This is a genomic window from Blastococcus aurantiacus, from assembly GCF_900102425.1.
GTDB classification, from domain to species: Bacteria; Actinomycetota; Actinomycetes; order Mycobacteriales; family Geodermatophilaceae; genus Blastococcus; species Blastococcus aurantiacus.
Genome location: NZ_FNBT01000010.1, coordinates 76,557 through 100,516, shown reverse-complemented (window position 1 = coordinate 100,516; position 23,960 = coordinate 76,557). Strand labels below are relative to the sequence as shown.

28 protein-coding genes are annotated in these 23,960 nt (G+C 74.5%); 12 read left to right on the top strand and 16 right to left on the bottom strand.

Features of this window, described 5'->3' with window-relative positions:
* Window positions 1–7 precede the first annotated feature (7 nt).
* Window positions 8–1,375, bottom strand: coding sequence for an MFS transporter (locus tag BLS70_RS18620; RefSeq protein ID WP_091770997.1), 1,368 nt, complete (start codon window positions 1,373–1,375; stop codon window positions 8–10).
* 181 nt (window positions 1,376–1,556) lie between these two features.
* The gene (locus BLS70_RS18615) at window positions 1,557–2,342 is read right to left on the bottom strand and encodes a TIGR04222 domain-containing membrane protein (RefSeq protein ID WP_091770995.1); all 786 of its coding nucleotides are present in this window, start codon (window positions 2,340–2,342) and stop codon (window positions 1,557–1,559) included.
* A gap of 44 nt (window positions 2,343–2,386) precedes the next feature.
* On the opposite strand from BLS70_RS18615, the gene BLS70_RS18610 reads away from it, so the two are divergent.
* Window positions 2,387–3,265: a helix-turn-helix domain-containing protein gene (locus BLS70_RS18610; protein ID WP_091770993.1), complete on the top strand. Its 879-nt coding sequence runs from the start codon at window positions 2,387–2,389 to the stop codon at window positions 3,263–3,265.
* Between the two features lie 141 nt (window positions 3,266–3,406).
* Window positions 3,407–4,381, top strand: a complete 975-nt coding sequence (locus BLS70_RS18605) for a zinc-binding dehydrogenase (RefSeq protein WP_091770991.1) — start codon at window positions 3,407–3,409, stop codon at window positions 4,379–4,381.
* A gap of 21 nt (window positions 4,382–4,402) precedes the next feature.
* On the opposite strand, the gene BLS70_RS18600 is transcribed toward BLS70_RS18605, so the two are convergent.
* Window positions 4,403–7,186 (bottom strand): glycoside hydrolase family 2 TIM barrel-domain containing protein, encoded by a 2,784-nt coding sequence (locus BLS70_RS18600; protein ID WP_091770989.1) that lies wholly within the window; start codon window positions 7,184–7,186, stop codon window positions 4,403–4,405.
* Between the two features lie 61 nt (window positions 7,187–7,247).
* Complete coding sequence (locus tag BLS70_RS18595; RefSeq protein ID WP_091770987.1) at window positions 7,248–7,445, bottom strand: hypothetical protein; 198 nt, start codon at window positions 7,443–7,445, stop codon at window positions 7,248–7,250.
* Window positions 7,446–7,596: 151 nt separating this feature from the next.
* Here BLS70_RS18595 and BLS70_RS18590 point away from each other — a divergent pair, with 151 nt between their 5' ends.
* Together BLS70_RS18590 and BLS70_RS20575 are read left to right on the top strand one after the other, a co-directional pair.
* The gene (locus BLS70_RS18590; RefSeq protein ID WP_218122497.1) at window positions 7,597–7,845 is read left to right on the top strand and encodes a hypothetical protein; all 249 of its coding nucleotides are present in this window, start codon (window positions 7,597–7,599) and stop codon (window positions 7,843–7,845) included.
* 250 nt (window positions 7,846–8,095) lie between these two features.
* Window positions 8,096–8,275: a hypothetical protein gene (locus BLS70_RS20575; RefSeq protein WP_143030455.1), complete on the top strand. Its 180-nt coding sequence runs from the start codon at window positions 8,096–8,098 to the stop codon at window positions 8,273–8,275.
* A 36-nt stretch (window positions 8,276–8,311) separates the two neighbouring features.
* Here the strand turns inward: BLS70_RS20575 and BLS70_RS18580 are convergent, their stop codons facing one another.
* Complete coding sequence (locus BLS70_RS18580) at window positions 8,312–9,067, bottom strand: CPBP family intramembrane glutamic endopeptidase (RefSeq protein WP_255362574.1); 756 nt, start codon at window positions 9,065–9,067, stop codon at window positions 8,312–8,314.
* Window positions 9,064–10,005: an NAD(P)H-binding protein gene (locus BLS70_RS18575; protein ID WP_091771188.1), complete on the bottom strand. Its 942-nt coding sequence runs from the start codon at window positions 10,003–10,005 to the stop codon at window positions 9,064–9,066. The genes BLS70_RS18580 and BLS70_RS18575 overlap by 4 nt, the downstream gene beginning before the upstream one ends.
* 114 nt (window positions 10,006–10,119) lie before the next feature.
* Here BLS70_RS18575 and BLS70_RS18570 point away from each other — a divergent pair, with 114 nt between their 5' ends.
* Both BLS70_RS18570 and BLS70_RS18560 read left to right on the top strand, forming a co-directional pair.
* Window positions 10,120–10,437, top strand: a complete 318-nt coding sequence (locus tag BLS70_RS18570) for a GNAT family N-acetyltransferase (RefSeq protein WP_218122496.1) — start codon at window positions 10,120–10,122, stop codon at window positions 10,435–10,437.
* Window positions 10,438–10,890: 453 nt separating this feature from the next.
* Entirely contained in the window at window positions 10,891–11,136 is a 246-nt protein-coding gene (locus BLS70_RS18560) for a hypothetical protein (protein ID WP_091770977.1), read from the top strand.
* A gap of 14 nt (window positions 11,137–11,150) precedes the next feature.
* Here BLS70_RS18560 and serA read toward each other — a convergent pair whose 3' ends face one another.
* From serA to BLS70_RS21430, 6 genes are read right to left on the bottom strand one after another with little or no spacing between them, the layout of a single operon-like run.
* Window positions 11,151–12,362, bottom strand: coding sequence for a phosphoglycerate dehydrogenase (gene serA, locus BLS70_RS18555; RefSeq protein ID WP_091770975.1), 1,212 nt, complete (start codon window positions 12,360–12,362; stop codon window positions 11,151–11,153).
* 9 nt (window positions 12,363–12,371) lie between these two features.
* Window positions 12,372–13,289: an NAD-dependent epimerase/dehydratase family protein gene (locus tag BLS70_RS18550; protein ID WP_091770973.1), complete on the bottom strand. Its 918-nt coding sequence runs from the start codon at window positions 13,287–13,289 to the stop codon at window positions 12,372–12,374.
* Between the two features lie 29 nt (window positions 13,290–13,318).
* The gene (locus BLS70_RS18545; RefSeq protein WP_091770971.1) at window positions 13,319–14,887 is read right to left on the bottom strand and encodes an acetyl-CoA acetyltransferase; all 1,569 of its coding nucleotides are present in this window, start codon (window positions 14,885–14,887) and stop codon (window positions 13,319–13,321) included.
* Entirely contained in the window at window positions 14,884–15,936 is a 1,053-nt protein-coding gene (locus BLS70_RS18540; protein WP_091770969.1) for a lysophospholipid acyltransferase family protein, read from the bottom strand. Before BLS70_RS18540 ends, BLS70_RS18545 begins: the two co-directional genes overlap by 4 nt.
* Window positions 15,937–16,791: a patatin-like phospholipase family protein gene (locus BLS70_RS18535; RefSeq protein ID WP_091770967.1), complete on the bottom strand. Its 855-nt coding sequence runs from the start codon at window positions 16,789–16,791 to the stop codon at window positions 15,937–15,939.
* Complete coding sequence (locus BLS70_RS21430; RefSeq protein ID WP_255362573.1) at window positions 16,788–16,922, bottom strand: hypothetical protein; 135 nt, start codon at window positions 16,920–16,922, stop codon at window positions 16,788–16,790. The genes BLS70_RS18535 and BLS70_RS21430 overlap by 4 nt, the downstream gene beginning before the upstream one ends.
* A 75-nt stretch (window positions 16,923–16,997) precedes the next feature.
* Here BLS70_RS21430 and BLS70_RS18530 point away from each other — a divergent pair, with 75 nt between their 5' ends.
* On the top strand, window positions 16,998–17,201 hold the full coding sequence (locus BLS70_RS18530; RefSeq protein ID WP_091770965.1) for a zinc ribbon domain-containing protein: 204 nt from the start codon (window positions 16,998–17,000) through the stop codon (window positions 17,199–17,201).
* Window positions 17,202–17,223: 22 nt separating this feature from the next.
* Here BLS70_RS18530 and BLS70_RS18525 read toward each other — a convergent pair whose 3' ends face one another.
* From BLS70_RS18525 to BLS70_RS18515, 3 genes are read right to left on the bottom strand one after another with little or no spacing between them, the layout of a single operon-like run.
* Complete coding sequence (locus BLS70_RS18525; RefSeq protein ID WP_091770963.1) at window positions 17,224–17,622, bottom strand: nuclear transport factor 2 family protein; 399 nt, start codon at window positions 17,620–17,622, stop codon at window positions 17,224–17,226.
* Entirely contained in the window at window positions 17,619–18,299 is a 681-nt protein-coding gene (locus tag BLS70_RS18520; protein WP_091770961.1) for a trimeric intracellular cation channel family protein, read from the bottom strand. The genes BLS70_RS18525 and BLS70_RS18520 overlap by 4 nt, the downstream gene beginning before the upstream one ends.
* Before the next feature lie 58 nt (window positions 18,300–18,357).
* Window positions 18,358–19,101 (bottom strand): alpha/beta fold hydrolase, encoded by a 744-nt coding sequence (locus tag BLS70_RS18515; RefSeq protein ID WP_091770959.1) that lies wholly within the window; start codon window positions 19,099–19,101, stop codon window positions 18,358–18,360.
* 177 nt (window positions 19,102–19,278) lie between these two features.
* Here BLS70_RS18515 and BLS70_RS18510 point away from each other — a divergent pair, with 177 nt between their 5' ends.
* Window positions 19,279–19,929 carry a GntR family transcriptional regulator gene (locus tag BLS70_RS18510; RefSeq protein ID WP_091770957.1) on the top strand — a complete coding sequence of 217 codons (651 nt, stop codon included), beginning with the start codon at window positions 19,279–19,281 and terminating at the stop codon, window positions 19,927–19,929.
* Window positions 19,930–19,946: 17 nt separating this feature from the next.
* Here the strand turns inward: BLS70_RS18510 and BLS70_RS18505 are convergent, their stop codons facing one another.
* Window positions 19,947–20,300: a nuclear transport factor 2 family protein gene (locus BLS70_RS18505; RefSeq protein WP_091770955.1), complete on the bottom strand. Its 354-nt coding sequence runs from the start codon at window positions 20,298–20,300 to the stop codon at window positions 19,947–19,949.
* Between the two features lie 78 nt (window positions 20,301–20,378).
* Between BLS70_RS18505 and BLS70_RS18500 the strand changes: the two genes are divergently transcribed.
* Genes BLS70_RS18500 through BLS70_RS20565 form a run of 4 tightly spaced genes read left to right on the top strand, consistent with a single transcriptional unit; the run spans window position 20,379 to window position 23,917 of the window.
* Entirely contained in the window at window positions 20,379–21,176 is a 798-nt protein-coding gene (locus BLS70_RS18500; RefSeq protein WP_091770953.1) for a MerR family transcriptional regulator, read from the top strand.
* Window positions 21,176–21,790, top strand: a complete 615-nt coding sequence (locus tag BLS70_RS18495) for a TetR/AcrR family transcriptional regulator (protein WP_091770951.1) — start codon at window positions 21,176–21,178, stop codon at window positions 21,788–21,790. The genes BLS70_RS18500 and BLS70_RS18495 overlap by 1 nt, the downstream gene beginning before the upstream one ends.
* Window positions 21,791–21,845: 55 nt before the next feature.
* Window positions 21,846–22,847 carry an Rv3169 family protein gene (locus tag BLS70_RS20570; RefSeq protein ID WP_143030454.1) on the top strand — a complete coding sequence of 334 codons (1,002 nt, stop codon included), beginning with the start codon at window positions 21,846–21,848 and terminating at the stop codon, window positions 22,845–22,847.
* The gene (locus BLS70_RS20565) at window positions 22,841–23,917 is read left to right on the top strand and encodes a phosphotransferase family protein (RefSeq protein ID WP_143030453.1); all 1,077 of its coding nucleotides are present in this window, start codon (window positions 22,841–22,843) and stop codon (window positions 23,915–23,917) included. The genes BLS70_RS20570 and BLS70_RS20565 overlap by 7 nt, the downstream gene beginning before the upstream one ends.
* Window positions 23,918–23,960: the final 43 nt, after the last annotated feature.

The window sequence follows — 23,960 nt, the reverse complement described above, 5'->3', positions numbered from 1 at the left end:
GGCTCGGCTACCGGCGCGCCGCCGCCGACCTGCGCCGGCCGGCGACCGCGTACAGGGCCACGACGGCGACCACGCCGGCACCCATCCCCCCGAGCGTCCAGCGCAACCCGACCAGGTCGGCGAGCAGGCCCAGCGGGAGTGCGGCGATGCCGAAGGCGCCGAAGCTCAGCATGACCAGGCCCTGCACCCGCCCCTGGTACTCCGGGTCGGTCAGGTCGAGCAGCTGCGACTGGTTGCTCGTCTGGAAGGCGAGCATCGCCGCGCCGACGGCGAGGAGCACCACCACGGCGACGTAGGCGGTCGGCGCGACCGCGAGCGAGCAGACGGCGAGGCCGAAGACGGCGCCCGCGCCCACGAACACCCGCCTGCGCCGGACCCACGCACCGCGCCGTCCCAGGAACAGGCCCGCCGCGACGCCACCCACCGCCGAGGTCGCGGACAGGACCCCGTAGCCGGCGGAGCCCAGGCCGAACAGGTCGCTGGCGATGGTGGGCATGAAGGCCAGGTACGGCATCCCCAGCATCGTGACGCCGATGCCGCACCACACCAGGGCGTTGAGCTCCCTGTGCCGGTGGACGTAGCGCACGCCGTCGGCCAGCTCCCCGAGCGGCGACCGGCCGGAGGGCTCCCCCGGCAGCCCGGCCGGGAGCCCGGCGGTGAGGAGGATCCCGACGAACGCGAGGACCGCGCTGACCAGGAAGATCGCCTCGATGCCCCAGGTCACGGCTCCGATGACCACGCCGGCCAGCGCGGGACCGACCACCCGGTTCACCTCGGCGTTGACCAGCAGCAGGGAGACGGCCTGGGGCATCGACCCGCGCGGGACGAGCTCGGCGAGGAAGGCCATCCGGGCGGGTCCGAACAGGGCGAACCCGACGGCCTGCAGCACGCTGGCGACCAGCAGCATCCAGTAGGCGATGACGTCGAGGACGACGGCCAGCCCGATGCCGGCACTCGACACCGCCAGCAGCAGCACCGAGAGCTGCAGCACCAGCCGCTTGGGCAGCCGGTCGGCGGCCACCCCACCCCAGGGTGTGGCCAGCAGGAGCGCCACCCCGAACGCCAGCAGGATCCCGCCCAGCGCGGCGTTGGACCCGGTGAGCTCGAAGGCGAGCCAGCCGCGGGCGATCGCCTGCGCCATGACGCCGAGGAACACCGCGGCGGAGTTGAGGTACAGGACGAGGAAGCTGGCGGTCCGCAGGATGGCCATGGAGCCGAGCGGCGAGGTCTCGGGCGGTACGGGGAGCGCGGTCTCCCCCGGCACCGGGACCGCCGGCACCGGCACCTCGGACAGCGGACCCGGCTCCGGTACCGCCGGTGTCCATCCGGGCTGGTCGCGCTGCGCGTCGTCCGGCCGGATGGCTCTCCCGCTCATGGCTCCCCTCGTCCGGCGCCCCCGCGGGGCGACCGGACCGTCCAGCACCACCTCCCGAGCGGGCGGGCGCACCCCCGACCTTGCCACAGACGGCGGACGACGGTGAGCCAGGTCACGGGGACGGCAGCAGAGAACCCCCGGGTCGGCGACCGCGGGGGTCCTGTCGTGCCGGACGTCGAGCTCAGCCGCCCCCTCCGTCGCCACCGCCGCCGCCTCCGCCGTCGCCACCGAAGCCGCCGCCGAAGCCGTCGCCGTAGAAGCCGCTCCCCGTGCCGTGCTCGCTCCCGGCGATCCAGAACGTCGCCCCGGCCGCGGACGCGGACAACCCGAGGCGGGCGTCCCGGATCTCGCGCCGGCTGCGGCGATCGCCCGGGACGGGTCCCGGAGCCGGCGGGTGGAACAGCGCGCGCCGGAGCGAGGTGTCGCCCAGAGCCTCGGGTCCGCCGAGCGCAACCGCCATGGCGTCCGTGCCCTCGGCGAGGTGGTCGACCGGCGGCTGTGCCCGGAGGGACCGCAGCGTGCGTCGTCCCTCGCCGGTGAGCGCCACCAGCTGCCACGTGCGGTGGCGGCGGGAGCCGGATGCCGACCGGCGCAGCAGGCCGTCGCTCTCCAGTCGCCGGCCCACCGCGGCGAGCCGCTCGTCGAGCACCAGCCGCCGCCGCAGCGTCCGGACCGAGCGCCAGTCACGCTGCCCGACCCCGTCGGAGACGGCTGCCTCGAGCCAGTGGCGCCGCGGGACGCCCGCCGCCGACAGGTGGCCCGTCGAGCGGTCGACGGTCAGGTGGCCGCCTCCGGCGAGCGCGACGACCGCGGCCTCCACCGCCCGGCGCGGTCCGCCGGCGAGATGGGCGATCTCGTACACGTCGTAATCGATGGCGAGGGTGCGGGCTCCGTTCATGGCGTCGATCCCTTCCGGCCGGTCGAGCTGGTTGATGGCTCGAACGGTGGCACCCGGAATCCGGGGCACGACAGAGTCCTTGCAAGATTGCACGGCTGCCGTAGCGTCGCCCCATGGTGGTGGAGTCGCCGTCCGCGAGGGAGCGCCGGCTCGCTCGGGAGCTGCGCGACCTCCGCGCGGCTGGGCCGATGCACGGCAAGGAAGTCGCGGCCCGCCTGGGCTGGTCGGCGTCGAAGGTGTCGCGCATCGAGAACGGGCGGATCGGCATCTCGGCCGACGACCTCGACCGGCTGCTCGAGCTGTACGCCGTCTCCGAGGTGCAGGCCGGCTTCCTGCGCCGCCTCGCACCCTCCGCGCGGCCCAAGGGCTGGTGGGACGCCTACGCCGAGACGCTCTCCGCCGGCTACGCGAACCTCATCCGGCTCGAGGCAGGCTCGCGCGCGCTCCGGTGCTACGGGGCCCTCGTGCCGCACGCCCTGCTGCAAAGCCCCGACTTCGTCCGGCAGGTGATCCTGTCGACCTGGGAGACACCGTCGCAGGTGGAGATCGACCGGCGCATGCAGGTGTGCCGGCGCCGTCAGGACGTCCTCGATGCCGATTCACCCGACGGCCCGCTCCGGTTCCACGCGGTCCTCGACGAGTCAGTCCTCCGGCGCACCGCGACGGCGCCGGGTCGGGACGGCGGCACGACCGTCCTGCGCGGGCAGCTCGCGTGGCTCGAGGACGCCGCGGAGCGCCCGAACGTCACCCTGCAGGTGCTGCCCTTCGCCGCTGGCCTGCCGCCGGTGACCGCGGGCTCGTTCTCGGTCCTCGAGTCGCGCGCCACGGGCACACCGGACGTCGTCTACCTCGAGAACAAGACCCGCGTCTTCTACCTCGACTCGGAGGCCGAGGTGCAGCGCTACGAGCAGGCGTTCGACCTGCTCAGCAGGATGGCGCTGGACCCGGCGGAGTCCCTCGAGCTGATCCGGAGGACGACGGAGCAGCTCTGAGCCTCGCGTGCCCACCGTGTCGTGCGGGTGCGGCCTGTGAGGCAGGCTGACGGGACCACCGGGCGCTCCCACCACGGGCCCGCGGGCACCACGTCGGTCGGCATCGTCCAGGTGCCGGCACCAGCAGGACGGAGACCCTCCATGTGGGCACAGACCCTCAGCGGCCCCTTCCGCTTCGAGCAGGTCGAGATCGCCGCCCCCGACCCCGCGGTCCTCAGCCCGCGGCAGGTGCTCCTCGCCACCCGCGCCGGCGCCATCTGCGGCAGCGACCTGCCCAACTTCCGCGGCGGGCTGTGGCCCCACCCGGCCGCCGAGGACGGCTGGGGCGCCACGCGGGCGCCGGGCTTCCCCATGCACGAGATCGTCGGCGAGGTCGTCGCCAGCCGGCATCCCGACCACTCCCCCGGTGACCTCGTCGTCGGCTGGGCATCGATGTTCGACGGCATCGCCGAGCTCGTGGTCACCGACGGAGACGGTCTGGCCGGCTACGACGACGGCGTGCCGGCCACCACCGCCGTCATGCTCCAGCCCCTGGCCTGCGTGCTCTACGCCGTCGAGCAGCTCGGCGACGTCTCGGGGCAGTCGGTGGCGGTGATCGGTCAGGGTCCCATCGGCCTGCTCTTCAGCCACGTCCTCAAGGCCCGCGGCGCGCGGCGCGTCACCGGCATCGACCCGGTGGACCGCACCGACGTGGCGTCGGTCTTCGGCGTGGACGAGATGGTCACCGCCCGCGCCGAGCGCTGGGCGGGCCGCCTCTCAGACGCCGACCGGCCCTCGGTGGTCGTGGAGGCGGTGGGCCACCAGATCTCGACGCTCGCGCCGGCTCTGGACGCCGTCGCGTTCGGCGGCCAGGTCTTCTACTTCGGCGTGCCCGACGACCCGATCTACCCGTTCGACATGATGACCTTCCTCCGGAAGAACCTGACGCTTCGCTCCGGCGTGGCCCTGGAGCGGCGTCGGGTGCTGGCGGACGCCGGCAGCTACCTGAGGGCCCACCCGGAACTCAGGGAGGGCTACGTCAGCCACGTCCACCCGGTCGCCGACGTGCAGGCGGCCTTCGGCGCTGCGATCGCCCCTCGGCCGGGCCAGCTGAAGATCGCGGTGGACATGAGCTGACCGGAGCGGCGCGCTCCGTCCTCACCGGAGCCGGTAGCTCCAGCGGTACGTGCCGGGGCCGATCCGGTGCGGGGCGCTGACGTCGGGTCCGACCGCGCCAGAGCCGACGCCGCGGTGCCGCGCGTCGATCCACAGGTAGGCGTGCTCGCGGGCCGGCAGGTCCTCGAGGTGCCCGGCCGCCGCCAGCTCCTCGTCGGTCCAGCGGCTGACGGTGACGTCGAGGTCGTCCAGGTCGTCGACGGTGAGGACGACCCGGTCGTCGGCGTCGAGGAAGCGCAGCCACCGCACCCCGGTGCGGTTGCCGCTGGCCTGCGGGTGCACGTAGCGCACCGGCCAGTCGTCGACCGCCGTCCGCCAGCGGCCCACCGTCGTCCCGGCCCGGCGGTCCGAGTAGTTCTCGTGCGGACCGCGCCCCAGCCAGTCCACCGCGACGACGCCCGGCGGCAGCCCGAGACGGACCCCCACGCGTGGGATGTCGTCCCAGCCGTCGGGCACGGTGACCTCGTGGATGACGCGGGCGCCCTCGGTCTCCGTGCGCAGCTGCACCCGCTCGTGCGCCGTGGGCAACCCGAGCTGCTCCCACCGCTCGGCGTGCCGCGGACCGTAGGTCTCGTTGTCGATCGGCGCCCGCCACAGCGCGAGCCGGGTCGGCAGGCCCGGCCCGGCAGCGGCAGCCGGCGGCTCGGCGTCCTGCGCCCGGGCCAGCTCGGTCTGCCAGGACGCGACCGCGCCGACCCGCAGCGAGAGGTGCGCGACCTGGCGGCCGTGCAACCGCAGCGGCGGCACGGGCACGCGGACGTCCGTCGTCGCGCCGGGCGCCACCGGCACCCGGCCGAGCGTGCCGGCCGCGACGTCCTCGCCGTCGACGGTCACCGCCCAGTCGACGTCGGCGACGTCGGCCAGGTCGGTGAAGTCGTGCTCGTTGGTGAGCCGGACGCCCTCTCCCCCGGTCCAGGCGAAGCCCACCGGCTGCACCACGTGCGCGAGCTCCAGCAGGGACGGGTGCGGGGTGCGGTCGGCGGCGACCACGCCGTTCAGGCAGAAGGGCCCGTCGTGCGGGGTGTCGCCGAAGTCGCCCCCGTAGGCCAGCCGCTCGGTCCCGTCCGGCAGTCGCTGCACGAGCGCCTGGTCGACCCAGTCCCACACGAACCCGCCCTGCAAGTCGGGGTGCCGCCGGATCGCCGCCCAGTACCGGTCGAGGTCGCCGCCGGAGTTGTTCATGGCGTGCGCGTACTCGCACATGATGAGCGGCCGCTCGGGCAGCGCCACCGTCGTCGCCCACTCCTCCAGGTCCTCGATCGAGGGGTACATGGGCGGGACGACGTCGGTCTCCCGCCGCGGGGTGCGCCAGGACTGGGGTGGGGTCAGCCCACCGGCGAGCGCCCCGTCGAGGTAGCCGTTCTCGTAGTGGACCGGGCGGGTGGGGTCGTAGGCCCGCAGCCACGCGGCGGCGGCGTCCAGGACCGGCGCCCAGCCGCTCTCGTTGCCCAGCGACCACATCACGACGCACGGGTGGTTCTTGTCCCGCAGCGCCATCCGCGTGACCCGCTCGAGCACGGCCGGACCCCACTCGCTCGACGTCAGCAGCGAGCGCAGGTAGGCGTGCGTCTCGATGTTCGCCTCGTCGACGACGTACATGCCGAGCTCGTCGCACACGTCGTAGAAGTAGGGGTCGTTCGGGTAGTGCGAGGTGCGCACCGCGTTGAGGTTGTGCCCCTTCATCAGCTCGACGTCCCGGCGCATCGCCGCACGGCTGACCGTCTTGCCGCCGCGCGGGTCGTGGTCGTGCCGGTTGACGCCCTTGATCAGCACGGCCCGGCCGTTGACCAGCAGCTCGTGCCCGCGCACCTCCACCCGGCGGAAGCCGACGCGCAGGCTCACCGAGTCCAGCCGCGCGCCGTCGGCGTCCACCAGCTCGACCCGGAGGTCGTGCAGGCGGGGGTGCTCCGCCGACCACGCCTCCACGCCCGGGACCTCGGCCGAGACCGTCGCCCCGCGGCCGGTGAACCGGTACGCGTTGGTGGACACGTTCGTCCGGTGCTCCCAGCGGGCCGTCGCCCGGCCGACCGGTGCCCCGTCCAGGTGCACCCGGACCTGCGCCCCCTCGCTGCGCGCCTCCCCGGTGGTGGCGTGCACGGTGAGCTGCCCGACGCCGGTCTCCGGGTCGCGGTCGGCGACGGCGCGGACGTCGGCGAGGTGGACCCGCGGGGTGCGGTAGAGCAGCACCGACCGGTGCAGTCCGGCGTGGTACCAGTGGTCCTGGTCCTCCAGGTAGCTGGCCGCCGACCACCGGACGACGGTGAGCACCAGCTCGCACGGCCGGCCCGGGGTGACGAGGTCGGTGAGCTCGAACTCCTGCGCCAGCCGCGAGTCGGTGCCCATGCCCACCGCTCGGCCGTCGACCTCCACGTAGAGGACGGAGTCCGCGCCGCCCACCTGGAGCACGACGCGCGACCCCTGCCAGTCCGCGGGTACCTCGACCTGCCGTCGGTAGACGCCGGTGGGGTCCTCGTCCGGGACGTGCGGCGGCGGACCCGGGAACGGCATCTGAATGTTGGTGTACTGCGGCGGGTCGCCGACGTCCTGCATGGTCCAGCAGCCCGGCACCTGCACGGTCGTCCCGCAGCGGACAATGCCTCCGGGGCGGTCGAGCAGCGTGAAGGACCAGGGGCCGTCCAGCGACAGCACATCGGCCCCCTCCCGGAGGAAGGTGGTCATCGGCAGCCGGTTCAGCGCCACCGCCTCCGGACGGGTCCAGGAACCCACCGGGAGAAACGATCCGGCGGCCGGGCTGGAATGCGTCATGGCGCGACGGTATCCACGACGGGTGCGCGCCGGACTGCACCCGGGAACGGACGGCGCGGACCTACAGCGGTACGCGCACGCCGGCGTTCCAGGAGTCGAGGATCCCGTCGATGCGGGCCCGGCACTCGGCGACCTCGCGGCGCGCGGCGGGCGTGTCCCGCCGGCGCTGGGCCGTCACGGCTGCCGCCAGGTCCAGGCGGGCGAGGTCGAACTCCACGAGCAGGGCGTCCGGGGCTGCATACGTGCGGAGTGCGTCCATGCCCCGTATTCGTCGCCCACCGGGGTCACGGATGCGTGGGCCGCCGCATCGGCCGAGCCGGCACGGGTTCGCGGTGGCGCGGTCGGGTAGCGCACAACAGAAGTCGTCGGACCGCCGGCGGCCACCCCCGATGCACGAGGACATCGCTGCCATGAGCATGACCGACGCAGACGCCGCCACCGGCTCCCGCGACATCAAGAGCCTCGAGTCGACGAGCTTCGCCGATCTCGGCAAGGAGATGTGGGCCTACCTGACCGGCAAGGGTGCGGCGATCAACTACGAGTTCGTCGACATGACCGTCGAGGTGCCGCGGGAGACCGGGCCGGACGCGCCCCGCGCGACCTGGAAGCTCAACGGCACCCTGCGCATCACGACCGCCGAGAACGCCAGCCGGGGATGACGCCGCCGCCCGACCCTCTGCACGTGTCCGGCGAGCTCTCGCGGGAAGTGGACGGGGCGGGCGTGCAGGTGCACGCCGACGGATCGGACGTGCGGATCGTCGCCGAGGACGCCGGCGCCGTCGTGGCCCGGGTCCGGGAGGCGGCGACCGCACGCAGCGGGGTGGCACCCGGCCGCCGGGATCTGGGCGGGTTGGCCGAGGCCCTGTCCGAGGCAGGCATCACCGCGCACCGTCCTCGCCCACGCGCCCGGTGGCCGTGGCCGGCGCCGGCGTCGACTCGCCGGCCGGTGGCCGCCTGCTCCTGGGCACCCGGCTGGTCCGGCCCGGCGCCGCTGTCGTGGTGATCGCCGCCGGCCGCGGACGTCGGTTCCTCACCGCGGGCGCGGTGGCGGCGGTGCTGGCCAGCGTCCTGGTGCACCGCCGTCGGTGACCTGGTCGGGCGCGGCGGCGGGCGCGCCGCGACACCTCAGGCCGACGCGGTGACCCGTTCCTCGGCGAGTCCGCGGGTGAACAGCGGCGGCAGGTAGCGCAGCATCAGGGCCGACCACACCACGTGCGTGAGCATCGACGCCTGGATGCCGCCCGTGATCCGGCGCTGCTGCGCGAAGAGCAGGCCCATCGGCACGCTCGCCAGCACGAGCGCCGGGTTGCGGGTGGTGGTCGTGGCCAGCCCGTAGACGACCGTCGAGGTGAGCACCTGCCGGTCGGCGCCCGCCGCGGCGTACACCGAGCCCCGGAAGAACACCTCCTCCGCGACGCCGTTGGCCAGTGTGGTGGTGAGCACCAGCGGCGTCGTCCCCTGGTCGGCGTAGCGGAGCACCGAGGCGATGGCCCGCTCGAGGACCGGGATCCGCCGGGCGACCAGCGCCGCGGCGTAGAAGGCACCGAACGCGCCGACCCCCGAGAGGACCGGGGTGACCACCGGCCGCCGCAACTGCTCCCCCGGCCCGAACATCCGCCCCAGGTGCAGCGGCCCGGACGCCAGCCCGCCGACCACCCAGGTGCCGGCGACCCCGAGCGTCAACCCGTAGAACCGGGGAGAGCCCGGCGGCGTCGACAGCGACACCCCGAGCAGCGACGCGCCCGCGACCGCGGTGGCGGCGGTGACCCGGCGGCGCCGCCGGAAGGCCTCGTCGCTCTCCCAGTGGTCGCGGGGCACGCTCCGCAGCAGCGGCTCGGCCGCCCGGACGACCCGGCTGAGCAGCGCACATCCGCGGGTCACCGCCGGGCCCCGCGGCTGAGCCATCCGCCGCGCCGGTCACGGGCCTGCTGCCGGCGCTCCCGCGCCCGCTCGACCAGGGCGGTCATCACCATCTCGTCGTAGTCCATCGGCTCGAAGGGCACGACCGAGCGGATGGCGTCGTCGGTGACGACCACCTCGTTGGTCATCGAGTCGATCAGCGAGCGCCCGGTCGCGAGGTCGACGTCGGTGACCAGGGCCAGCCAGCGCGAGGAGAGCTGCGGGCTGAGCAGCGGCACGGGGACGACGAACATGTGCCGGTTCTGGATGTCGGCGACCCTCATCATCATCTGCAGGTAGGTCAGCACCTCGGGGCCGCCCACCTCGAACACACGCCCGGTGGCCTCCGGCGCCTCGAGGACACCGACCAGGTACCGGACGACGTCGGCGACGGCGATCGGCTGCGTCCGGGTGCTGACCCACCGCGGGGTGACCATGGCCGGCAGGTGCGCCACGAGCTGGCGGGTCATCTCCCACGACACCCCGCCGTGGCCGACCACGATCCCCGCACGCAGCACGGTCACCGGCACACCGGTGCCACCCAGCAACTGCTCGACCTCGCGGCGGCTGCGCAGGTGCTTCGACAGCTGGTCGCCGTCCTGGCCCAGCCCGCCGAGGTAGATGATCCGGCCGATACCCACCGCGGCCGCGGCCCGGGCGAAGGCACGCGCCGCGTCGGCGTCCTTGCGCTCGAAGTCCGGATCGTCGAGGGAGTGCACCAGGTAGTAGGCGGCCTCGCAGCCCTCGAGCGCCGTCCGCAGGGAGTCCTCGTCTCCGACGTCCCCGGCGACAGGGGTGCCCGGCCCCTCGTAGCCCTCGGGCCGCCGGGTCATCGCCCGGATCTCGTGCCCTGCTTCCTCGAGCGCGGCCGCCAGCCGGCTGCCCACGAACCCGGACGCCCCGGTGACCAGTACCTTCACCGGCACAGCCTGCCCCCGGTGCGCGGTCACCGCGACCCGGTCGGTCGCGATCCAGACCGACGCCCCATCGGTGGGCGCCGGCCGGGCCGGTGCCCGGTACGCCATGCTGAGCGCGTGAGCACTCGCATGGACGTCACGGTGACCAACGCACGGGACCGGAAGCGGTACGAGGCACGGGTGGACGGCACCCTCGCCGCGATAGCCGACTACATCCCGACCGACGAGCTGGTGGCGTTCACGCACACCGAGGTCCTGGACGGGTTCGAGGGGCAGGGCGTCGGCAGCGTCCTGGTCGGTCGTGCCCTGGACGACGTCCGCGGACAGCACCTCGCCGTCCTGGCCGTCTGCCCCTTCGTCAGCGGCTACGTGCAGCGGCACCCGGAGTACAGCGACCTGCTGTACCGGTCACGGACCGGCGCGGTCGCGGACTGACGCGGGACGGCACGGGGGTCACGCTGCCAGGCCGCTGAACGTCGGCGTGGCCTCCTCGCCGTCCCAGGTGATGCGGAACGTGAAGGCCTCCTCGGCGCGGTGCGGTACCGGTCGGCCTCCTCCTCGGTGATCTCCCCGGCGGCCAGCACCTCGTCGATCGCCGGGCTCCAGGACTCCACCAGCGCGTCGACCAGCTCCTGCGGGTCGACGCCGAGGTCCTCGGCGACGGCGGGCAGTACCCCTGGTCGCTGGTCGCCGGCCTGGCGGTCGTGGCGGTGTGCTGCCGGCTCGTCGACCGCGAGGCACCGCACCGTCCGGCCGATCCGGCCCGGCGGGAGGCCCTGGCGCCGTCGGCCGGCTGACCCGTACCGGCCGCCCGGGCCGGCGACACGGCGGCGCGCCCCGCGGACGCGGCTCCCGACATCCGTATTCCGGAACGCCTACGGTCAGAACATGCGCACCTACCGACTGCTGATCGGTGGTGGAACGGTGCTGGACACCTTCCGCGCGGCCGACCTGCAGCCGGCGCTGAGGGTCGCCCACCTCCTCGCCGACGCGCACGCCGCCCACGGCTGGCACGACCTCCGCTCGCAGGAGCGCTACCAGCTGCAGGTCGACCACGGGAGCGGCTGGGCCGCGGTGACCGCCTGGCGCCCGGGGACCGCCGGGGTCCCGAGACCGCGCACGCCGGTCGACTGAGGGATCCGCGCCGGTCAGCCGGCGCCGCGTCGCGCGGGTGTGGTCAGGCGCAGGCTCTCGGGGAGCGCCCGCAGGGCGTCGAGGAGCCCGGTGGGGAGCTCCGCGTTCACGTCGGTGATCACGTAGCCCAGCTCCCCGCGGGTGGCGAGCACCTGGCCGTCGACGTTGAGGCCGTGCTCCCCCACGAGGGCGTCGACCCGCGCCAGCACACCGGGCACGTTGCGGTGCAGCAGGGCGAACCTCGCCGCCGACTCCCCGTGGAGCACCACGGTGGGCAGGTTCACGCTGAGCGTCGTGGTGCCCGAGGCGGCGTAGTCGACCAGCTTGCCCGCGACGAACCGCCCGATGTCCAGCTGCGCCTCCTGCGTCGACCCGCCCACGTGCGGGGTGAGGACGACGTTGGGCAGCCCGCGCAGCACGGAGTCGAACGGATCGCCCTGTTCGCGGGGCTCCTCCGGGAACACGTCCACCGCAGCCCCGGCGATGTGGCCGCTGAGCACGTGGTCGCGCAGCGCCTCGTGGTCCACGACGAAGCCGCGGGAGAGGTTGAGGAAGAGGCTGCGCGGGCGCATGCGGGCGAACTGCTCCGCGCCGAAGAGGCCGGCGTTGCCACCGCGGCCGTCCACGTGCAGCGTCACGGCCTCCGCCCGCTCCAGGAGCTCGTCCAGGCTGTCGCAGCGTTCGGCGTTGCCGAGGGCCAGCTTGTCCTCGAGGTCGTAGAACAGCACCCGCATGCCCAGCGCCTCCGCGAGCACGGACAGCTGGCTGCCGATGTTGCCGTACCCGACGATGCCGAGCGTCCGGCCCCGCACCTCGTGGCTGCCGGCGGCCGACTTGTCCCAGATCCCGGCATGCAGCGACCGGTCCCGGTCGACCATCCGGCGGGCCAGGATGATGATCTCCGCGAGCGCCATCTCCACGACGCTGCGCGTGTTGGAGTAGGGCGCGTTGAACACCGCGGTCCCGGCTCCCGCGGCCGCGGCGAGGTCGATCTGGTTGGTCCCGATGCAGAAGGCGCCCACAGCCACCAGCTCGGGACGCGCACGCAGCACCTCGGCGGTCACCTGGGTCTTCGACCGGATGCCCAGGAGGGCGACGCCGTCGAGCGCGGCGATCAGATCGGCCTCGTCCAGCGCACCGCGGCGCGCCTCGACGTCGTACCCGGCGGACTCGAGGAGTTCGACCGCCACCGGGTCGATGTTCTCCAGCAGCAGGGCTCTCGGCATGGCTCGAACCTAGTCGACGGGGCCCGACGCGCTGAGGCCCTGCCTCAGCTCCGTCAGGGCGTCGGCCAAGCCCACCCGCGGCGCCCAGCCCCACCGCCGCGCGCGGTCGGTGCGGAGCTGCCCGATCCAGACCGGCTCGTCGGTCCACTCGGGAGCGATCCCGAGCGCGTCGGTCACCGTGCCGAGGTAGTCCCGCCACGTCGCGGACTCCCCCGCGACGATGACCGGGGTCGCGCGCCCGGCGACCGGGCCCTGCTCCGGGTCGTCGGCGGTGGCGACGGCGCCCGTGGCGACGTCGGCGATGAAGGCCGCCAGGTCGTCGACGTGCACCCAGGACCACGTCTGCTCCGGGTTCGCCCGGCGCTGGCCGCCGAGGACCGCCCGCGGGCGCAGCGTGTTCCAGACCGAGGTCTCCCCCGCCCCGATGATCGCCGGCGGCCGGACCAGCACGGTCGTGAGGCCGTCCACCTGCGCCAGCGCGGCGTCGGTGGCGTTCTTGGTGTCGGGGTAGGCGCCGCTGCCGTCGGGCAGCAGGGCCCCGTCCTCGGCGACGTCTCCGAGGCCGGCCGACCGGTCGTAGACACCGGCCGTGGACACGTGCACCAGCCGGGCGACACCGGCGTCCCGGGCGGCCCGGGCGAGCACCGGCGTGCCCTGAGCGCCCACCCGGTGCTGCTCGTCCCGCGACGAGCCCATCGGGTGGACCGTGGTGACGACCGCGTCGGCGCCGCGGGTGACCTCCCCCGCGAACACCTCGTCGGCGAAGTCGCCCACGTGCTCGGTGACACCGTCGAGCGCGGGGGCGCTGCCGGCGCGGCGGACGACGGCGCGCACCTGCGCCGACCGCGCGACGAGCGCACGGCACACCGCGGCGCCCACCAGTCCGTTGGCACCGGTCACCACGACGACGGAAGAGGAGTCGGCCATGGGCCCCACCCTGCCAGCGGCCGCACCGGTCACGCCGGGTGGACCTTCCTCGTGGTGACCCGGTTCCCGCGCTCGCTGGACCGGACGAACACCCGCTGCCCGATCGGCTCACCCGTGGACAGCAGGTCGAGGAACTCGTCGTCCCCGTCGTCGTGCCTGGCGACAAGGCGCCGGTCGTCGGCCTGCAGCCGGCCGACGACGACGCCGGTGCGGCTGCCCGACCGGCTGTGCGTCACCGTGTACGTCTCGATCGTCGCCCAGCCGTCGGCCCGCTCCGCCTGCGGCGGGGCGGCCCACGCGTCGACCTCCGCCTGCAGGGCGCGGCTGTCGTCGGGCCGCCACGCCACCGGCGCGGTCGAGTAGACCCCCGCCGAGTACTTGCTCAGCATGCCGCCGTTGGCGCCGACGAACCCGAAGGAGCCGGGTGCGGTGCGTGCCCGCTGCACCGTCTCGGCGATGGCGTGCATGGAGTAGTTGTTGCCGGCGCCGCCGAAGAACGGCAGCCCGCCGGTGAGGGTCAGCCCGCGCGGGTCGTCGGCGGCCAGCCCCAGACCGTCGACCGCGGTGGCGGAGACGGCGACGGGGAAGCAGCTGTAGAAGTCGAACGTCGTCACGTCGTCGACCCCCACGCCGGCGACCTCGAGCGCGTGCCGGGCCGCGAGCACCGACGCCGGGCTGCTGCCGAGGTCGGCACGGTCGAGGGGGTCCCGCTCGCGCAGGTCGGCGTGCCCGTGCAGGAACACCCACTTCTCCTGCGGGACGCCGAGCCGCCGCGCCGCCGCCACCGACACGAGCAGGACCGCCGCCCCCTGGTTCACCTGGTCGCGCGAGACCAGGTAGCGGGGGTACGGGTCGGCGATCGGCCGGTTCGCCTCCGTCGGGGTGATCAGCTCGAGCGCGTCCCGCTCGACCGGCGCCGACGCGTGCGGGTTCTTCGCGGCCACGCGCGTGAACGGGGCGAACAGCTCCCCCATCCCCCGGGCGTACTCCTCGCGCGGCACGCCGAGGCGGGCCCGGCGGGCGTTCTCGTAGAGCGCGTACATCGCCGGCGCGCCGGCCACCCCGTACTCACCCGCACGCGGAGGGAACAGCCCCTCCAGCGCGTAGCCGCGGTCCTCCAGGTCCCCGGCCACGTGCTCGGTGAAGTCGGGACGGTCCGCCGCCGCCGCGAGGTGCCGTGCCGTGGAGATCGCCTCGGAGCCGAACAGCAGGACGACCTCGGCCCCGCCGGCGGCGATGGTGGCGGCGAACTCGTTGACCAGGTGCTGGGGCGACTGGCCGCCGACCACCTCCAGCACCGCCCGCCGTGGCGCGGCCCCGATCCGGCCGGCGACCGAGCGGGGGTAGTTGTCCGACCTGCCCAGCGGCGCCGACGCCCCCGGCGAGGAGATCTCGAACTGCCGGACACCGGCCACGGTGTCGACGGCCGCGGCGACGACCTCGGGAGCGGCCCCGGTGTCCGCGAGCGCCTCGCGGGCTGCTGCGGCGGCCAGGTCGACCGCGGACAGGCCGCGGTAGCCGGGGCTGTCGATGCGCTCGGAGGACTGCCCGACACCCACGAGGACGGGGGTGCGCGGGTCGAGGTCGGCGGGGGTCATGGCTGCTCCGCGGTGTCGGTCGGCGGTGACGCGGCCGAGGTGGTGGTGATCCAGGCGTCGATCGTCTCCCACCACCCGAACAGCCAGGCGGTCAGCTCCGCTTCCTCCCTGGGCACCTCGGCGGCGGGGACGAACCACCACCGCAGGTGCAGCGTCTTGTCCATCGGCAGCCCGCGCCACACGTCCCGCATCGTGCTCAGGTGCTCCAGGCCGGTGTGCGCGACGAAGACGACGTCCGCGTGCGGAGCCGCCGTCACCGCCGCCGCGACCCCGCCCGGCCGCGGGGGCAGCACGCGCTGCATCGCCTCGGCCCGGGCGACCGCCGACCGCAGCCCGCGGTCGCGGAGCCGCTGGATGGCGCGCGTCCGGCGCCCCGGGGTGAAGTTCGCGCCCTCCGGGAAGATCAGGAGCGCGTCCTCGTCCCCCAGGGTGCGGGCCAGCTCGGCGATCGCCGCCTCGGACCGCTCCCCGGCCCCCGGGCCGGACGAGACGAAGTGGTTGGGCAGCCGGTTCAGGTGGACGTCGATCAACGGGTCGAGCTGCAGGACGTCCTTCAGCACGATCCGCGGACGGCGCAGGTGGTCGCGGTTCATCAGCGTGTGCACGAGCAGGAAGGAGTCGCCGGGCCCCGCGTGCCGCGAGAGCACGACCATCGCGTTCGTCGACCCGGGGATCCCGTCGTCCAGCGGTGACCAGGACTCCCCGTCGGTGACCAGCCGCAGGGCGAAGAGTCGCTGCGCCGACCGCATCAGCGCGTCGAGGACCAGCCGCAGGACGGTGTAGTGGGCCGCCTCGAAGACGCTGGTGTGCAGGCGGCGGCCGAGCCCGCTGAGCACCCACAGCACGCCGGCGGCCACCAGCGCCCCGACCTCGAGCGCCAGGTAGACCAGCGCGAAGGCCAGCACCCGCAGCGCGCGCCAGCGCCCGGGCAGCCACACCGAGACGACCAGCGCGACGACGACGAGGAGCGGCAACAGGGCGACCCCGGCAACCAGGGCTGCGAGGAGCAGTGGACCGGTGATCCGGCGGACGCGGCGGGGCGGCAGCACTCAGACACCGCCGTCCGGGGACGCGTCCAGAGCGTCGAGGTGGTGGCGGGCCGCGGCGTGCGCCCGGTCGATCCTGGCCGGCACGGCGGAGAAGTCGCGGTAGCGGAGGTTGGCGGCTCCCGGCGGAGCCGGGTCCCCCGCCGGCAGCACGTGCACGGTGACGCCCGGCGGGAGCGTCGCCAGATCCGCGGCGAACCGGTGCCGGCGGGCAATCTCGAAGGCCACGGTCGCGACCTCCCACGGTCGGGTGGGCGGGCGCAGGGGGCGGTCGATCCGCCCGACGTGGAGCACGTAGATCGTGTCGGCGCCCAGGGCGACGGCCCGGCCGACGGGGATGCTGTGCACGAGTCCTCCGTCCAGGTAGTGCTCGCCGTCCAGTTCGACCGGTGGCAGGAGCCCGGGGACGGCGGAGGAGGCCAGCACGGCCTCGACCAGCGCCCCGTCGGAGAACCAGCGCTCAGCGGCCCGCTCGATGCTCGCCGCGACGCACTGGAACGGCACCTGCAGCTCGGCGAAGGTCCGCACCGGGAGGTGCGCCTCGAGGAGGTCCCGCAGCGGCTCGCGGGAGTGCAGGTGCGTCCGGGTCCGCACGAGCGTGCCGACCCGGGACAGCACCGATCCGCCGAAGATCCGTGCGGCGGCCAGTTCCTCCCACACGGCACGCAGCCGGTCCACGGTGCCGGGCCCCGGGTCGGCGGCCACGAACGCACCGTTGATGGCACCCACCGACGTGCCCACGACCAGGTCGGGGCGGACACCGCGCTCGACCAGGGCCTGGAGCATCCCGACCTCGGCTGCGCCCAGCACTCCCCCGCCCCCGAGGACGAACGCCGTATGGCTGGGGGCTCCCGTCACGCCGGGGCGGGGTCGTCCTCGTCGTCCGCCAGGTCCTGGGGGACGCCCTCGGAGGGCTTCGCATGCCGAGCCGGGTCCAGTTCCTGCGCCAGCTGCTGCTCGACCCCGGGGGTGCGCTCCGCGTCCGTCATGCCCACGACTGTGCCCCGGCCCCCGGAGGTCCGCCCGTCGAGGGCACCGGCGGGTCCGGGGCCTACGGTGGCGGGATGTTCTTCCTCTTCGGGTTCGGGACCAAGGAACAGGACCTCGGCCCCGGGGAGGTGCGCACCTGCCCGAACTGCGGGAACACCACGCCGTGGGCGCGCGTCCGCATGGTCAAGCAGATCACCGTCTTCTTCATCCCGATCGCCCGCTGGGGACGACGGCGGCTGGAGGTCTGCGGCATCTGCGGCACCGCTGTGGAGGTCTGAGCAGCGGCGATCGGACGCGCCCTCAGCCGCCGGCGGCCAGCATCCGCCCCATCTGCTCGTGCACGGCCTGGATCGCCTGCAGCGGCCGGATCATGACGCGGAACTCGACGATCCGGCCGCCGTCGTCGCAGGTGACGATGTCGACGCCGTTGACGTACTTGCCGTCCACGCTCGTCTCGAACTCGAGCACCGCGGTGTTCCCGGAGACGACCTCCTTCGTGTACCGGAAGGTGCCTCCGTCATCCCCGCCCAGCGCCCGGGACGCCGCCGCGAGGTACTGCGTCGTGATCTCCTTGCCTCGCTGCGGCGTGAAGACCACCGGCGAGTAGAAGACGACGTCGTCGGCGAGCAGCTCGTCCAGCCCGCCCGCGAGCTCGCCGTCCATGTAGCGGTGCCAGCGGGCGATCAGGTCGTCGATCACGGAGCCTCCTCGGTCGTCCCTGCGGTGCGCGGCAGCGCCCCGGGACGGATCCTGCCCCCTCGACGCGGGTTGCGGCGCCCGCGCGCACGGGGCCCGTGCCAGTGGCGCCGCAGGGCGATCACCCGGACGACGAAGACGGCAGCGGCGACCCCTGCACCCATCGCCGGGCTGCCGACGCCGAGGGACGACGCGGTGGCGACGACGAGGGCCCCGGCCAGCGCCGGCACCGCGTAGAGCTCGGAGCCCGCCCGGACCAGCGCGGGCACCTCACGGGCGATGACGTCCCGCAGCACCCCGCCGCCCACCGCCGTCGTCATCCCGAGGCAGGCCGCCGCCACCGGGTCGAGGCCGTGCTCCAGGGCCTTCTCCGTGCCCGCCACGCCGAACAGCCCCAGACCGGCCGCGTCGAAGACCAGCAGGGGACGTCCCAGCCGGGCGGAACCGCGGGGTGCGAGCGCCGTGAGGGCGGCCGCGGCCAGCGCGACGACCAGGTAGGGCCACTCGGTGAACGCCGGCGGCGGCGTGTCCCCCAGCACGAGGTCGCGGAGGATGCCGCCGCCCAGCGCGGTGACCACCGCCAGGATCGCGATGCCCACGACGTCGAAGTCGCGATCGATCGCCAGAAGCGCCCCGGACACCGCGAAGGCGAACACACCGATCAGGTCGAGCACCTGCATGGGACCTCCCGGACCCGTGCGGGCGGCCCCCTGAGAGGGCGGCGCCGCCCGGCCGGGATCACGCAGCCGTCGCGCGGGCCGCCTCGTCGATCAGCCGTGCGACCGCGACGGGACGGGAGACGGTCACCGCGTGCGACGCGTCGACCTCGACGACCGTCGACGACGCCCGCTCCGCCATGAACCGCTGTGCCTCCGCCGGCACGGCCAGGTCCTCCGCCGTCACGAGCGTCCAGGACGGGATGGTCTTCCAGGCTGCCTTCGTCGCCTTGTCCGCCAGGGCGTCACCCAGGATCGGCCGCTGCGTGACGGCCATCAGCGCGGCAGCGTCGGCAGGCACGTCCGCTGCGAAGATCGCCTGGAACTTCTCCTGCTCGATGTAGAGGTCGTCGACGGTCTGCCCGCCCGGGCTCCGCACCGGCACCGGCCGCAGCGCCGACCCGAGCTCGTTGCCCGGGTACTTCCCGGCGAGCTCACCGGTGCTCTCGCCCTCGTCGAGCAGGAAACTGGCGACGTACACCAGCGCCACCACCTGCGGGTGACCGTCGGCAGCCTCGCTCATCACGCTGCCGCCGTAGGAGTGGCCGGCCAGGACGACCGGCCCGCCCACGCCGTCCAGGACGTCGCGCAGGAACTCCGCGTCGCCGGCCAGGGAGCGCAGCGGGTTGGCCACCGCTATCACCGGATAGCCGTCGCGCCGGAGCTGGGCGATCACGCCGTTCCAGCTCGACGAGTCCGCGAACGCCCCGTGCACGAGCACCACCGTGGGCAGGTCCGTGCGGGGGTCGAGCGTGCTGCTGGTCATGACATCTCCTCCAGATCCGCGGGCGACCCGTCGTCGCCCGTCCGGTCGCGCCCCGTCGAGCGCTCCCCGTCAGCACCGTCGGTATGCGATATATTGCATCTCCCGACGGCAGCCGGGAAGGTCCCGTTCCGCTCTTCCTCGTTCCGCTCTGCGGGCGTCCGACCAGGAGGTCTTCCCGTGCCGATCCCCCTGTCCGGCCCGGGCCTCGACCGCGGCCTGCTCCGAGACGACGTCTACCGCCGCCTCCGCGACGCGATCGTCGACGGCACCTTCGCTCCCGGCGAGCAGCTCCGGGACCTGGAGCTCGCGGGCTGGCTCGGGGTCAGCCGGACCCCGGTCCGCGAGGCGTTGCTGCGCCTCGCGCAGGGGGGCCTGGTCCAGGCCCAGCCGGGCCGCTCCACGGTCGTGAGCACGCTGGATGCCCGCGCCGTCCGGGACGCCCGCGACGTGGTCGCCGCGATGCACGAGGTCGCCGTACGCGAGTCGGTGCCCGCCCTCACCGGGGCCGACGTCGCCGCCATGCGCGACGCCAACCGGCGCTTCGCCGCGGCCCTGGCTTCCGGCGATGCCGAGCAGGCCCTGCTCGCCGACGACGAGCTGCACGGCGTGCTCGTGCGCATCGCCGGCAACCGGGCGCTGGAGACGGTCCTCGAACAGTTCACGCCGACCGTGCGCCGGGCGGAGCGGTTGCGGTTCGCCTCGCTCCAGGCCCGGGAGTCGGTGGCCCAGCACGACGAGCTGATCCGGCTCTGCGCCGCCGGCGACGTCGCCGGAGCCGCCGCGGTCGCCTACGACACCTGGCACAGCCTGCCGAGCGCCGAGGCGTGAGCGACCCGATCCGCCGGTCAGGGGGCGATGACGAGCTCCGCGACGAGATCGCCCTCCATCGTGAACCGGTAGCGGAGGTCGACGACGCCGCCGGGGAAGTCGCCCTCGAGGTGGTTGACGGCGACCCAGTGGTCGTCGTCGGCGCGCTCCGCGCCCACGAGCGTGGTCGTGTACGTGAACCCGGACCCCGCCTTGGCGAGGAACCTGCGGATCTCGTCGGTGCCGCGGTAGGTGCTGCCGTCGTCGACGACCACGGCGGTCGGCGTGAAGGCGCGGAGCGCGGTGCCGGCGTCCCCCGCCACGTGCGCGGCGAGGTAGCCGCGGATCGTCGCGGGGAGCTGGTCGGTCGGGATGCTGGTCGCTTCGGTCATGGCTCCACCGTCCGGGCTCCCCGGTCGGGAGGGTCAAGCCTTGGTGTCTCCCCCGGGGGGAGGGTGCACCCTGACCGGGTGCTGGCGATCGGCGAGTTCTCCCGGCTGACCCACCTCTCCGTGCGCACCCTGCGCCGCTACCACGACGCCGGCCTGCTGGAGCCCGCGACCGTGGACGACGCGACCGGTTACCGCTACTACGCCGCCGACCAGATCCCGACGGCCCAGGTCATCCACCGCCTGCGCGAGCTCGACGTCCCCCTGCCCGACGTGCAGCGCATCCTGCGCTCGCCCGACCCCGGCGCCCGCGCCGCGCTCGTGGCCGACCACCTGCGGCGGCTCGAGCAGGAGCTGGACCGCACGCGGGCCGCGGTGACGTCGCTGCGCCGCCTGCTGCGGCCGGAGCCGGCCCCGCTGGCGGTCGAGCTGCGCGCGGTGCCGGAGACCACGGTGGCCGCGGTCGAGGACGACGTGGCGCACGACGAGGTGCTCGCCTGGTACGCCGGGGCCATGGCGGAGCTGGACGCGGTCGTGGGCGACGGGACCGGCGTCCCGGGCGGGCTGTACGACAACGCGCTGTTCGAGCAGGGTTGCGGCCACCTGCTCGTGTACCGGCCGGCCGACGCTCCCCCGCGCCGCGGCCGCGTCCACCCGGTGACCCTGCCCGCCGTGGAACTCGCCGTCACCACCCACGTCGGCGAGCACGGCGACATCGACGTCACCTACGGCGAGCTCGGCGCCTGGGTGGTCGCCAACGCCCTGGCGGTGGCCGGGCCGGTCCGGGAGACCTACCTCGTGGGCCCGCGGGACACCGCGGACCCGCTGGCCTGGCGGACGGAGATCGGCTGGCCGGTGTTCCGCGTGGCGGCGCGCTGATGGGGACACCCGGGACCGCCGCCTGGTGGCGCGAGCACGAGGAGCGGCTGGCACGCCGGCGGCCGCACACCGACGGGCTCACGCTCGAGCTCGTCCTGGCCGAGGCGCTGGCCCTGGTCGACGCCGAGGGCATGGACGCACTCACCGTACGGGCGCTGGCCACCCGGCTCGGCACCGGCAGCTCGACCCTCTACCGCCACGTCGCCAGCCGGGACGAGCTGCTCGTCCTGCTCGTCGACGCGGTGCTCGGCGAGGTGCGGCTGCCCGATCCGGAGCTGCCGGGCCGGGTGCGCGTCGAGCAGCTGTCGGGCGAGCTGCGGCGGGTGCTGCGCAGCCATCCGCACGTCGTTCCGGCGCTCAGCGGCTCGCCGATCCTGGGCCCGAACGCGATGCGCGCCTCGGCCTGCGGGCTGGACAACCTGCTCGCCGCCGGCCACGCGCCCGAGCGGGCCCGCACCGCCTACCTCGCGCTGCTGGACTACGTGCTCGGCTCGGTCGCCTTCGACGCCGCGGAGATGACCGGCGAGGGCCGGCCGCCGCACGAGCGGCGCAGCAGCGACGACGTGTTCGCCTTCGGTCTGCAGATGTTCCTGGACGGTATCCAGAGGGGCTGACGGATGCGAGCGTTGCTCGCTAGTGTTCCGGGTCACACCCCGAGGAGGCACCACCGTGGCCCGTCCCACCCCTGCCGACGAGCAGCTCGTCCACCAGCTGCCCGAGCTGCTCCCCGCGGTCGCGACACCGCATCCCCACTGGCGCGAGAGCCACTTCTTCGACGTCCACGACCCCTCCGGCAGCGGGGACGCCGTCTTCTTCACGATGGCCGTGCGCCCGGCGCAGGACAAGATGGACAGCCTGCAGATGGGCCGGGTCGGCGGCGAGCAGATCCTGCACGGCAGCGCGCGGCCGCTGGGCGACGACCCGCAGACGCCCGAGGTCCCCGGGGCCCGCGTCGAGATCGTGAAGCCCTGGCAGGAGGTCCGGCTCTGGGCCGATCCCGACGTCAGCCCCATCGGCGTCGACCTGACCTTCACCGCCCGCACCCAGCCCTACGGCCTGCGCCGCGGCACCATGCGCGCCACCGACGGCATCGTCTGGGACCAGAGCCACATCCTCCAGTCCGGCACCTGGTCGGGCACCTACACCGTCGGCGGCACCGAGCACTCGGTCGACGGGTGGGTCGGCCAGCGCGACCACTCGTGGGGCATCCGCGACCACGGCCGCTGCCCGCTGTGGATCTGGTTCCAGATCCAGCTCGAGGACGGGATGCTCGGCGTCTGGCACTGGGAGCTGGCCAACGGCGCCACCATCTACACCGACGGCTGCTGGGCCGCCGCCGACGGCAGCGACCCGGTGCCGCTGGTCGGGTTCACCTACGACGTCGACTGGCGCGACCGGTCCGGCGCCGTCGTGGCCTACGGGAAGAACGGCGAGCAGGTCGCCGGGCTCGCGGGCAGCTGCCGGTTCGTGCTCGCCGACGGGCGGACGATCGAGGTCGAGGCCGAGGGCGACTTCGTCCGGCCCTACGAGCCCTTCCACCGCGGCGGGCTGAACGTCGTCCGCGTGCGCACCGGGGACGGCCGCACCGGTACCGCGGTGTACGAGGTGACCGGTGCCCGCCACCACCGCTTCTTCCCGGACACCGACGTGGACGGCGTCCTGCCGTGCTGAGCATCGCCGACACCGCCGACGCCCTGACGCCGGAGTGGCTGACCGCCGCACTCACTGCGGCCGGCACCCTGTCCGGGTCGCGCGTGGTCGGCGCGGACGTCCGCCCCCTGGGCACCGGCCAGATGTGCGACAGCGTGCGGATCGGGCTCCGCTACGACGACCCGGACGCCGGACCGGCTTCCCTGGTCGCGAAGCTGCCCGCCGCGGACGAGGGCAGCCGGGCCACCGCCAAGGCCTTCCGCTCCTACGAGAAGGAGGTCCGCTTCTACCAGGAGCTGGCCGACCGCCTGCCGGTGCGCACGCCCCACCTGCACTACGCCGACCTCGACGTCGAGACGGCGTCGTTCGTGCTGCTGCTGGAGGACCTCGCGCCCGCCGAGCCCGGCGACCAGCTGCGAGGCTGCGGTACCGACGTCGCCGCGGCCGCCGTCGCGGAACTCGTCAATCTGCACGCACCGCTGTGGGGCGACCCGTTCCTGACGGAGCTGGAGTGGCTGCACGGCGACCCGGAGGGCCGGGGCGCGCTGCTCGGGGAGGTCCTGCCGATGCTGTGGGCGGGCTTCCAGGAGCGGTACGCGACGTCGCTGCTGCCGCACGTGAAGCAGGCCGGCGACCTGTACTTCGATGCCATGGCCTTCGGCCGGCCGGCCAGGGGGCGGGCTCCCGACCGCGTCGCCACCGTCACGCACACCGACTACCGCCTGGACAACCTGCTCATCGCCCCGGACGGCGTGGTCACCGTCGTCGACTGGCAGACCTGCGGCACGGGGGTCGGACCCAGCGACGTCGCCTACTTCCTCGGCGCCGGCCTGGCGCCCGAGGTCCGCCGCGCGGCCGAGGACGAGCTCGTGCGGAGCTACCACGACGGCCTGCTCGCGGCCGGAGTGACCGACTACGGCTGGGACGAGTGCTGGCTGGACTACCGCCGCGGCACCTGGGCGGGCCTGTCCATGGCCGTGCTCGCCTCCATGAGCGTGAAGCGCACCGACCGCGGCGACGCGATGTTCCTCGCCATGGCCGACCGGCACGCGCGGCACGCGCTCGACCTCGACGCCGCCGACGTCCTCTGATCCTGCCCTCTCCCCCGCCCACCGCCTGCGAAGGACCCCTGAC